This is a genomic window from Paenibacillus sp. FSL H7-0940 (assembly GCF_037979415.1).
GTDB classification, from domain to species: domain Bacteria; phylum Bacillota; class Bacilli; order Paenibacillales; family Paenibacillaceae; genus Paenibacillus; species Paenibacillus amylolyticus.
In genome coordinates this window covers 6,793,138-6,803,417 of sequence record NZ_CP150280.1, presented here as the reverse complement: position 1 = coordinate 6,803,417, position 10,280 = coordinate 6,793,138, and the positions used below count along the sequence as shown (strand labels likewise).

Annotated in this window: 11 protein-coding genes; 3 read left to right on the top strand and 8 right to left on the bottom strand. The window is 46.1% G+C overall.

Annotated elements, in window-relative coordinates; translation table 11 throughout:
* Window positions 1-327: 327 nt before the first annotated feature.
* The 3 genes from MHB71_RS29800 to MHB71_RS29790 all read right to left on the bottom strand — a co-directional run bounded on the left by MHB71_RS29800 (window position 328) and on the right by MHB71_RS29790 (window position 1,878).
* Complete coding sequence (locus MHB71_RS29800) at window positions 328-672, bottom strand: general stress protein (RefSeq protein ID WP_017692267.1); 345 nt, start codon at window positions 670-672, stop codon at window positions 328-330.
* Window positions 673-766: 94 nt separating this feature from the next.
* Entirely contained in the window at window positions 767-1,300 is a 534-nt protein-coding gene (locus tag MHB71_RS29795) for a hypothetical protein (RefSeq protein WP_340028361.1), read from the bottom strand.
* A gap of 68 nt (window positions 1,301-1,368) precedes the next feature.
* On the bottom strand, window positions 1,369-1,878 hold the full coding sequence (locus tag MHB71_RS29790; RefSeq protein ID WP_036668007.1) for a DUF948 domain-containing protein: 510 nt from the start codon (window positions 1,876-1,878) through the stop codon (window positions 1,369-1,371).
* Window positions 1,879-2,098: 220 nt separating this feature from the next.
* Between MHB71_RS29790 and MHB71_RS29785 the strand changes: the two genes are divergently transcribed.
* On the top strand, window positions 2,099-2,263 hold the full coding sequence (locus tag MHB71_RS29785) for a DUF1328 domain-containing protein (RefSeq protein ID WP_017692264.1): 165 nt from the start codon (window positions 2,099-2,101) through the stop codon (window positions 2,261-2,263).
* Window positions 2,264-2,636: 373 nt separating this feature from the next.
* Window positions 2,637-3,149, top strand: a complete 513-nt coding sequence (locus MHB71_RS29780) for a hypothetical protein (protein ID WP_340028360.1) — start codon at window positions 2,637-2,639, stop codon at window positions 3,147-3,149.
* Window positions 3,150-3,240: 91 nt separating this feature from the next.
* On the opposite strand, the gene MHB71_RS29775 is transcribed toward MHB71_RS29780, so the two are convergent.
* Window positions 3,241-4,128 (bottom strand): cation diffusion facilitator family transporter, encoded by an 888-nt coding sequence (locus MHB71_RS29775; RefSeq protein ID WP_036606974.1) that lies wholly within the window; start codon window positions 4,126-4,128, stop codon window positions 3,241-3,243.
* Between the two features lie 290 nt (window positions 4,129-4,418).
* Between MHB71_RS29775 and MHB71_RS29770 the strand changes: the two genes are divergently transcribed.
* Window positions 4,419-4,607 carry a hypothetical protein gene (locus MHB71_RS29770; RefSeq protein WP_017692261.1) on the top strand — a complete coding sequence of 63 codons (189 nt, stop codon included), beginning with the start codon at window positions 4,419-4,421 and terminating at the stop codon, window positions 4,605-4,607.
* 113 nt (window positions 4,608-4,720) lie between these two features.
* On the opposite strand, the gene MHB71_RS29765 is transcribed toward MHB71_RS29770, so the two are convergent.
* The 4 genes from MHB71_RS29765 to MHB71_RS29750 form a co-directional block, all read right to left on the bottom strand.
* The gene (locus MHB71_RS29765; RefSeq protein WP_036606972.1) at window positions 4,721-6,346 is read right to left on the bottom strand and encodes an ATP-binding cassette domain-containing protein; all 1,626 of its coding nucleotides are present in this window, start codon (window positions 6,344-6,346) and stop codon (window positions 4,721-4,723) included.
* A gap of 215 nt (window positions 6,347-6,561) precedes the next feature.
* Window positions 6,562-7,608 carry an MBL fold metallo-hydrolase gene (locus MHB71_RS29760; RefSeq protein ID WP_340028359.1) on the bottom strand — a complete coding sequence of 349 codons (1,047 nt, stop codon included), beginning with the start codon at window positions 7,606-7,608 and terminating at the stop codon, window positions 6,562-6,564.
* A 277-nt stretch (window positions 7,609-7,885) separates the two neighbouring features.
* The gene (locus MHB71_RS29755) at window positions 7,886-8,920 is read right to left on the bottom strand and encodes a cytochrome d ubiquinol oxidase subunit II (protein ID WP_036668011.1); all 1,035 of its coding nucleotides are present in this window, start codon (window positions 8,918-8,920) and stop codon (window positions 7,886-7,888) included.
* Window positions 8,917-10,263 carry a cytochrome ubiquinol oxidase subunit I gene (locus tag MHB71_RS29750; RefSeq protein WP_036606964.1) on the bottom strand — a complete coding sequence of 449 codons (1,347 nt, stop codon included), beginning with the start codon at window positions 10,261-10,263 and terminating at the stop codon, window positions 8,917-8,919. Before MHB71_RS29750 ends, MHB71_RS29755 begins: the two co-directional genes overlap by 4 nt.
* Window positions 10,264-10,280: the final 17 nt, after the last annotated feature.

Genomic DNA, 10,280 nt, shown 5'->3' with positions numbered 1-10,280 from the left:
TGTGGCGTCCGGGTTTGTCGATTCTTATTAGGTTAAAACAAACGTTGATTATACAAATTTTGCATACAAAACGGCAGTAGACATAATAATTCCTAGTATAACTATAATCGTAAAAACAAAAAACTTCTATCAGTAAATGGCACCATCGTAGGGGAATATCCCCGCGACTCACCCTGTTTTTGCAGCGTCCTGATCCCGCTTCCAAACTTGCAAAAACATAGATAAGGAATGGGGTTTTCCCCCATTCCTTATCTATGTTTTTGATTAAGCATTTTACATAAATGATTCAGAAGCTTGTCCATGTTCAGCAAACTTCAACTTATCGAGTTAATCTTTCTTTTTAGCAATAACGAGTACTTTACCTTTGTCGAGTTCACTCTCGTAGAAGTCCGCTTCGGCTTCGGTAAAGCCCATCGAAACAATTTTGGCCCGGAGTTCATCACCACGTGAGCGGAACAGATTCGCCAAGGAATCAAATACGCCTTCTTCCTTTATACCAATTTCTTTGGCATCTGCTGTATCGGCAATTCGATCTGTACGATCCTTCTCATGGGCGAGAACAAAGATTTGATCAGCAAGGTATCCGGTAATCTGCAATTCTTTCACCGCTTCTACCGCCTGGACTCCGTTTTCTACCACTTTTGCATAAGCTTGCTCATTGGTTGAATTCATCGTTACCACTCTCCTCTGATTTAATCTTCTGTATCGAGCTACTTAGTATATAACCATACTATATGGGTTTGAAACGATTTGGTAATAACCAATCCTAGGAAACTGTGTCATCAAAAAGATCAATGCCTTCAATCTTATGAGAGCCTGACTTCATATATACCTTCAGAGCCTGGTCTCCACGGAGAAACACTTCTCCGTCCTCTGCCACATAATAAGGTTTCCCTAGAGCATGATGGATCGCTTCAATATTCATTTCAATTCTCTTTCCGTTTAACATGATGTGATTCTCAGATGCATCGATATGCACATATTGAATGACATCCGTATCTTCACACAAGCCAACCTTCACATCATGAAAGTGATATTCAGGACATCCCAGATAAGGATCTTCCTGCTTATGCCCCGGCTGGCCCTTTTGGGCCAACAAATCATCCATGGTGTCATCCAGAGAAATGCCATTCAGAGTCCGAAAATGCTGGAAAGTCTCGGATCGATCAACAGCCAGAGTTACCTCTGACGCCTTCTCTTCCATTGCCGTCCATTGCATATCGTGAGCAGCGGGTACCGCTGCCGGTTGAACGGAAAAGGGAGAAATTACGCTAAACATCACAAGCAGTAGTTTCATCATGATTCTCACCCTTTCATCAGGTTCATCACCGCTCTGAAGGCTTCTACATGGGTTACAAAGCGGTCATGTTACTTGCGCATCCGTTGCCATACATTCGCTGCAACATCAATATACTTCATCCAGTTTTTCCCGCCCTTAGCTTCACCATTATATGTAGCTTCATAGGATTGCAGGGTACGATCCGTTGATGTAGCAGGCGGTGCAGTTACATGAACCGCTTCAGCATGCTTGGTCTGTTCAGCGTTGTTACGTTTGGTCTGAAATTTCGCCATCAGCGTTGTGGAGACTTGTTTGGCTGCTGCCGTCACTTCATTCAACACTTCTCCCAGATTCTCAACAGATTCCATAACAGGATCAATTTTTTTCATTTTGTGTTGTACATCCACCGTAATATCATTGGCATGTCTTACCGTCTGCTTCACTTCATAACTAAGTTCATCAATGGTTTTCTGTACCTCCTGCAGTGTCTGTGAAACATTGTCCAAAGAACCCTGAGCGGATTTCAAGGTACGAATTAAAAAGAATACCAGTACTGCAAATGCCACTGCAATCAGGGCCACGCTAATTTGATAGATCATAGAAGAACCTCTCTTTCCATATGTGCATCAGTTTGTTATTGCTATAGTTACCCGGCGATTTCCCGGACGAAACAATATTATATATCCCTTCATATATGCCTTCGCTTGGAAAAAAAACCAATGTTTCAAGCGGTTAGCACTCGGTTAAAGTTAGACTACACAAGGCGGTGAGGTGAACACAACTCACTCCACAATCAATTATACGAAAGGATGAATACTTATGTTGAAATGGTCTGTATTATTTCTAATTATTGCACTGGTAGCAGGTATTTTTGGATTCTTCGGTATTGTTGAAGCAGCTGCTTCAATCGCGAAAGTACTCTTCTTCATCTTTGTTGTACTGTTCGTAATCTCCCTGATTACGGGACGCAGCCGAATGCGATAACCTCAGGCTCTGATATGACTGAGTGTTTACTAAACGAAATACATACAAAAGCCGATCGTGCTCCCAAGCCGATTGGCTTTTGTGCGTTCAGGCATAGGTCAACTTTTCTATATTATGTATTGCACTCCCTTCTGCTTTATTCCAATCCGCTCTCGTATGAATCCTAAAAAACAGGACCTTTTTGAGATAGCCAACCCGGTTTCATCCCACTGAAGTATGATATTTACAGGCTTGCTATATACCCACATATGAGCCAGTTGACACTGGAGAATGCAAGAAAATATTGTTATAATTTGTGATTCATAAGGTAGCTTGCTTGGTTACTTTTAACACAGGACAACAAATTACATAACAAACCGAGGAGGAAAAGAAAATGAAAAAAATCGTAAGTTTTGCTGCTGCTTTAACGTTGATGGGTTCGATGGCTGCCGCTGCAGGTGCTGAGGAAGCGGTTACTGGAACGGTAACTCCGGAAACAGGAACTGAGGCTACAACAACGACAACAACAACTCCGGCTGTTGAAGTGAACAAACCTGCTGTAGAAACAGTAGAAGGTACTGCTGAGACTGTAACAGGTACAACAGTAGACACTACAGGTGCAGAAGGTACTTCAACTACAACTGAAACGCCAGCTACGACTACAGATGAGAAAATGTTTGAAGAGCCACTCGTAAAACCAGGTGATGAAGTACTGGCACCAACGATGTTGCTGAACCTTCTGGAGCGCACTTGGTTCTATGATGCACCTAACGGTAAACCAATCGGTGCATTAGGCTCCCAAGTCATCGATACAACAGGTGAAGTGGTTGATGGATTCGATGGCGGCGAGTGGGTACAAGTATACACTTGGAAAGGCAAAGCGTGGATCCACGTTGCCATTCAATAACATCGTATAATCGTTCTAACGATAAGTAAAGAGGACAGCACGCACAATCGCGGCTGTCCTCTTTTCATTTTCCAAGATGTTCACTCCCTGTTCAAGGGTTCCTTGTGACTTCTTCCGTCTTTGGTTCCACATGTACATGTACATGCATGATGTTATGCGATCGCTTCAACCGCTCTTCAACACGGTCACAGATCTGATGGCCTTCAATCAAGCTTAGGCCTCCGTCCACTTCAATGACTACATCCACAAGTACATGACTGCCGTGCACACGTGCCTTCACGTCCTTGATCATCTCAACACCGGGAACGCGTGCTACGGAGGATCTGAGATCCGTCAGTTCCTTCTGGTCAAATCCGTCGGTAAGACGATGTGTAGAATCCCGAAAAATCTCCCAAGCCGTTTTGCAGATCAACAGACCTACAGCAATGGCAGCTACTTTATCCAGCCATGGAAGTCCAAACTGCGCACCTATAATTCCAATTGCAGCGCCTATGCTGACCCAGGCATCGGAACGATTATCTTTCGCCGCGGCCATCAGAGCCTGACTATTAATTTGTTTTGCCAGACGGTGATTGTAACGGTACACGCCTAACATCACCACAGCACAGACTACAGCCACCGCTGCCGCCCACAGGTTTGGAGCAACAAAGGCTCCTTCATACCAGGAGCGAACGGCTTCAACCAATACTTGCAGCCCAACCATAGCCATAATAAATGAAGCTACCAAAGCAGCAACCGTCTCCGCTCTAAAATGACCATAGGCATGATCCGAATCAGGTGGTTTCTGGGAGATCCGAAGCCCAATCAGTACAGCAATGGATGCTACAATATCTGTAAGGTTATTAAAACCATCGGCCAGCAAGGCGCTGGAAGCAAATAAATATCCACAGATCAGCTTAAAAGCGGACAAGACGAGATAGGCTACGATACTAACCCAAGCCCCTCGCTCCCCTTTTCGAATTTCTTCATAAGCGTTCAAACCGGGCGACACCCCTTTAACGTTTCGTATTACGGTTTTTCCATGTTACCAAATGCGGAGCGTGTGGGTCTACAGAAACAGTGTTGCCAGGTTGCATTGCTGTAGGCAAGCCGAAACAAAGTTGCCAGACGGCAGGGCTGTAGTTATTGAGAAAAAATGTTGGCCTGGGTAAAACCAAAGGTTTTGAGCATTTTATCAGGTTGCCCTTGTAGGGCTTTTGTAAAACGTATAAAATAGGTACATCCCGTCCAATCTGGACGGCTCACTGTAAGACCGGGAGGGAAATAACGATGAGCGAAAATAACGAACCGAAAAAGGTCAGTTTGCAGGATGCTATACGCCAAAAACTGGCGCAAAAGAAAGAACAAGCAAATTCTGGTAACCAATCCAGCGCCTACTTTGAAGGCGGACCTAAAGCGATGAAGAGTCAAAACAACAAAAAGCCTAACAACCAACGTCGCCGTACTGGTGGATCTTAGGTCTTAAAGCCGCCGAGAAACCATTGAATTACAAAAAGAACCGCAAGCCCTCTTCACAGAGGCTTGCGGTTCTTTGGTGTTCCTATAATCATGTGCCGCAGATGATGCTTAGATTAAGCTTCTACCGGATACATTTTATTGCGCAGTTCTTTGATTTCATCACTTTCCAGATATTCGTCATAGCTCATTTGGCGATCGATGATGCCTGTTGGCGTAATTTCGATAATCCGGTTAGCAATCGTTTGGATGAACTGATGGTCATGGGATGTAAACAGCATTGTGCCGTCAAAGTCAATCATACCGTTATTCAGTGCTGTGATGGATTCAAGATCCAAGTGGTTCGTTGGCTCATCCAGAATCAGTGCGTTTGCACCTGTCTGCATCATTTTCGCCAGCATACAACGAACCTTCTCCCCCCCGGAGAGTACGCTAGCCTTCTTCTGGGACTCCTCACCGGAGAACAGCATACGGCCCAAGAATCCACGCAGATACGTTTCATCCTGATCTTTCGAATACTGACGGAGCCAATCCACGAGAGTCATGTCTACACCGTCAAAATATTGGGAGTTGTCTTTCGGGAAATAAGCCTGAGTCGTCGTTATACCCCAAGTATATTCGCCGCTATCTGCTTCGGTTTCACCCATGAGAATATCAAATAACAGTGATTTGGCATTTCCGTTCGGGCCAACAAATGCAATTTTGTCACCTTTGTTCACCACAAAGCTCACATCATTCAACATTTTCACACCATCGATGGATTTGTCAATACGATCTACCGTCAGCAATTGTTTACCTGCTTCACGTTCAGGCTTGAAGTTGATAAACGGGTATTTACGGTTGGATGGACGAAGGTCATCCAATGTGATTTTGTCGAGTGTTTTCTTCCGGGAAGTCGCCTGTTTGGACTTCGAAGCGTTCGCAGAGAAACGTTGAATAAAGGCTTGCAGCTCTTTAATCTTCTCTTCTTTTTTCTTGTTGGCATCCCGCTGCAGAGCAAGTGCCAATTGGCTGGACTCATACCAGAAGTCATAGTTACCTACGTACATCTGGATTTTACCGAAGTCAATATCTGCGATATGCGTACATACCTTGTTCAGGAAGTGACGGTCATGGGATACCACAATAACGGTACCTTCATAATCCATCAGGAAGTTCTCCAGCCATTGAATGGATTCGAGATCCAAGTGGTTGGTAGGCTCATCGAGCAACAGGTTGTTTGGACGGCCAAACAACGCTTGTGCCAGCAATACACGGACTTTTTCGTTTCCGCTCAGCTCTATCATTTTTTTGTCATGCATGTCACGAACAATGCCAAGACCGATCAGGAGCGCCGCTGCATCTGGTTCAGCATCCCAGCCGTTTTGCTCAGCGAATTCCCCTTCAAGCTCACCTGCACGCAAACCGTCTTCTTCTGTGAAGTCTGCCTTCGCATACAAAGCATCCTTCTCTTTCATGATGGAATACAGACGACTATGACCCATAATTACCGTTTCGAGAACCGGATACTCATCATATTCAAAGTGGTTTTGCTTCAAAACGGCCATACGTTCGCCCGGGGTGATGTGCACCTCTCCCGAGTTGGCTTCAATCTCACCAGACAAAATTTTCAAGAACGTTGATTTGCCGGCTCCGTTGGCGCCGATGAGGCCGTAACAGTTTCCTGGTGTGAATTTGATATTTACATCTTCAAAAAGTGCACGTTTTCCGTAGCGGAGCGTGATGCCGCTTGTACTGATCATTAAGCATACCATCCTTTATTGGTTAATCTGCATACTGCATGAATAGCAAGTTGCGTAAATCATGGATTCAATATCCCGATGCCTATTCTGGCACCATATTATAACACAAAAAAGCGGCAAATTCGAAAATTGGCCGCTTTTTACTTATTAAAGATTTGGTAAATGTACTGTTCATGCAGGCATACCCCTACATTAACATATTTGGCTCGCTTTTGTTAGCCCCGTTTACCTTCCTCGTGGTGAATGCGGAGTGTCTCGCCATGACCAAGCACCCGAATCCGCTCTTTACCAATGCCTAGCCGTTCACGTTCGGCTTCCAGCCGATCCAGTGCTTCCTTGGGCGTATCATCCGCCAGCTTGAATGTGCCGTAATGCATTGGCACCATGAGCTGTGAACCGGATTCAACGAACCCCTGCAGCGCTTCTTCGGGTGTCACATGCTGAGAATTCATGAACCATTCCGGATCGTAGGCACCGATGGGCATCAGGGTAACACCAATGTCAAAGCGTTCTCCAATCGTTTTGAAACCCTGGAAGTAACCTGTATCACCCACAAAATACAACACAGGCGGACCGCCTGATGTTTTGGATGTTTCGTTCTTCCCTGATTCCGTGGATGATTCATCCTGATTGTTCGTTGTTGCAGCGCTTTCCGCTGCTGAAGTCGTTGCTGGTTGATTCGATTCCAATACATAACCGCCCCAATGGGACGTATTGGTGTCAAACAACGTTCGGCGCGTCCAGTGCTGTGCAGGAACAAAAGTTATTTTGACTCCGCCAAGTGTCATATGATCCCACCATTTCATCTCCTGGCATCGATGGAATCCTTTGCGAATCATCTTGCGCTTGAGACCATCGGGTACGATGAGCAACGTCTTGGCTGTAATCAGCTTACGCAAGGAAGCCAGATGCAGATGATCATAGTGGGAATGGGATATCAGAATCACATCCAACGGTGGAATATCCTGAATCGGAATGCCGGGGGCACCGAGCCTTCGTTGAAATCCCATTTTTTCGGCCCACACCGGGTCAGTCACGATGTTCAATCCATAATATTGAATGAAAAACGTGGAGTGTCCAATCCAGGTAATACTTGTGTCATCCCGGTTGGCATGCAGATAATCCAGTTCAGGCGGGTGTTTGGGCACGGTGTAGGTGTAGTCCTTCACTTTGCTCCGCCGTTGCTCCCTCCATTGTTTGAATTCCTTCAGCGTTTTGTCCGTACTTACATTATCGATATTGTTATAACGGATTTTCGGCATGAAAGGGCCCTCCTCCCTTCCTCATTTCTTAACAACAGATTACCCCAAACGGGAATGGACGTACCAACCAATCAATCCTTTGGGTTCTTATATACGGCCAGATATATAAACAGAAAGACAATAGCAGCCGCAATGATCAGTGGAGGGGCGTACATAATGGTGAATGTCTCAAAAAAGCTCAATCCGGTTATACCGGGTATCCCCGTGACTCCCTCAGTAGATAGTGGATCCAGCAAGGGAGTCATGAGTAAGAACATGTTTGGGTGCATGAACAGACTCATCCTTTCTTTTTACCAGAATTACCGCGCACATAATTGGCATCAAACAGGAACAGCTTCATAATCAGCACAAGCGAAGGAATGAGCACGAGTAGCCCCAGACTAAACGCTGTAATGAGCGCAATCCCCATCGTGCGATTCGTAAAGCCGTCGTAAATATTGATGTAAGGATACAGAATGTACGGAAGGTGGGATCGCCCGTAACCATACCAGGCAAAGGCAAACTGAAGCATGACAGCAACAAAACACCAACCCAGATATTTACTTTTCCACACCAGCGACACAGCAATGACAAAACAAATAAACGAAGCGATGAACATCCACGAAATATTTACCATCTGCTCAAAGTGTTCGGGATTCTGTTTGTTAATCTGCAGAAAAGCCAGAAAGCTCGCAAAAATGGTAGGCAAACTCCAAAGCAGCGCGTACTCTCGAAGCACCTCATATGCCGGCTCATCCCCCGCCCGTTTTGCATAATAGGAAAGAAACATCGCCGAGATGTAGAGCACACTAACCAGTGCAAGCAAAACAACCGACCAGGTATAGGGATTCGTCAAAAATTCACGCCAGCGAAAAAACACCTGATCGCCCACCTCTTCAATGATCCCACCTTCGGATATTGCCAAAATGGTGGAGAACACGGCTGGAATCAGCAATCCCGTCGCCCCGTACAATGCCATATAGATCCGGCTGTTCTGCCCATGATTGCCATAGGTATTGTAGGCGTAATACACGCCCCGGATCGCAAGCAGTACAATGGCCAGGGAACCCGGCACCAGCAAGGCCGTCCCGTAATAAAAGGCGCTGTCCGGATAAAACCCGACCAGTCCGACCACAAAAAAGATCAAAAACACATTCGTCACTTCCCACACGGGAGACAGGTAGCGCTGAATGATGTTATGAATTTTGTTCTCATGCCCGGTCAAAATGCTATAAAAGCTGAAGAACCCGGCGCCAAAATCAATCGAAGCAACGATCAGGTAACCGAACAAAAACGTCCACAATATTGCGATGCCTGCAATTTCGAAACTCAATGCACGATCCCTCCTTCAAGCCCCAGAGACTCTAGTTCCTTCTCTGCTTCCTTGTTACGGAACAGCTTGCTGAGTACCCGAATGCACGAGAAACACAGGATCAGATACAGCAATATGAACAACACTAACATCCATCCTACCGAAGTTGACGTCGTGGCCGCTTCCGCCACCTTCATATATCCGCGTAAGATCCAAGGTTGCCTGCCAACTTCAGCGAACATCCACCCCAACTCGATCGCAATCATGGCCAGAGGCCCCAGCAAGACAATGCCAAGCAACAGCCATTTGGGGTATGGCTTACGCCCTGGCAACCAGCGTCGCAATACATATAACACAGGAATCATCAGGATGATTACTCCCGTTGTGACCTTCAGGTCGAACATATAATGAATGGACAGTGGTGGCCTCAGATCCGCCGGAAATTCTTCGAGACCTTTCACTTCCGTATCGGGACGATTCCCCGCCAAAATGCTAAGTGCATAAGGAATCTCAATCGCGTATTTCACTTCATTGTTCTCATCCAAAATCCCCCCATAAACGAGCGGTGCCTCTTTCATCGTCTTGAAATGCCATTCTGCGGCAGCCAGCTTCTCCGGCTGATATTTCGCCAGGAATTTACCGGAGGAATCGCCGATCATGACGGTACTAATGGCAAATACGAGCGCAGATACCGTCGTGAGTTTCAGTGCTTTTTTGTAATACACATGATCCCGTCCCCGAAGCAAACTGAAGGCGGCTATCCCCGCCAGGATACCTGCACTCAAGGTGTAGGATGAGGCGAGTACATGGGACACTTTGGTTGGCGTTGCCGGATTCAACATGGCAGCAATCGGATGAATGTCTTTCATGATGCCATTAATCAGGGTAAATCCCTGAGGCTGGTTCATGAAGGAGTTCACCGTTGTAATAAAAATCGCAGATGCAGATGAGCCGAGAGCTACCGGAATCAACAGCAGCATATGCGTATATTTCTTTTTGAAACGATCCCACGTATAGAGGTAAATTCCAAGAAAGATCGCCTCTATAAAAAAGGCAAACGTCTCCATGAACAGCGGCAGGGCGATTGCCTGCCCCGCTACCCGCATAAACATCGGCCACAGCAGACTGAGCTGTAATCCGATCGAGGTGCCTGTAACAACGCCCACGGCAACGGTGATGACAAAACCTCGTGCCCACCGGCGTGCCAGCAAGGTGTAATGCATATCATTGGTTCGGAGTCCTCGCCACTCGGCCAAGGCAATCATAAGTGGAACACCTACACCGATAGAGGCAAAAATAATGTGTACAAACAGGGTAAGGCCGGTTAGTATCCGGCTGAGCAAAACAGGGTCCAGGGATGACATGGTTACACTCCTCTTTC

Bases quoted from the DNA above. Each gene is read 5' to 3' on its own strand.
- MHB71_RS29760 (WP_340028359.1), bottom strand. From the start codon at position 7,608: ATGCCGAAAATCCGTTATAACAATATCGATAATGTAAGTACGGACAAA.
- MHB71_RS29795 (WP_340028361.1), bottom strand. From the start codon at position 1,300: ATGATGAAACTACTGCTTGTGATGTTTAGCGTAATTTCTCCCTTTTCC.
- MHB71_RS29790 (WP_036668007.1), bottom strand. From the start codon at position 1,878: ATGATCTATCAAATTAGCGTGGCCCTGATTGCAGTGGCATTTGCAGTA.
- MHB71_RS29765 (WP_036606972.1), bottom strand. From the start codon at position 6,346: ATGATCAGTACAAGCGGCATCACGCTCCGCTACGGAAAACGTGCACTT.
- MHB71_RS29750 (WP_036606964.1), bottom strand. From the start codon at position 10,263: ATGTCATCCCTGGACCCTGTTTTGCTCAGCCGGATACTAACCGGCCTT.
- MHB71_RS29785 (WP_017692264.1), top strand. From the start codon at position 2,099: ATGTTGAAATGGTCTGTATTATTTCTAATTATTGCACTGGTAGCAGGT.
- MHB71_RS29800 (WP_017692267.1), bottom strand. From the start codon at position 672: ATGAATTCAACCAATGAGCAAGCTTATGCAAAAGTGGTAGAAAACGGA.
- MHB71_RS29780 (WP_340028360.1), top strand. From the start codon at position 2,637: ATGAAAAAAATCGTAAGTTTTGCTGCTGCTTTAACGTTGATGGGTTCG.
- MHB71_RS29770 (WP_017692261.1), top strand. From the start codon at position 4,419: ATGAGCGAAAATAACGAACCGAAAAAGGTCAGTTTGCAGGATGCTATA.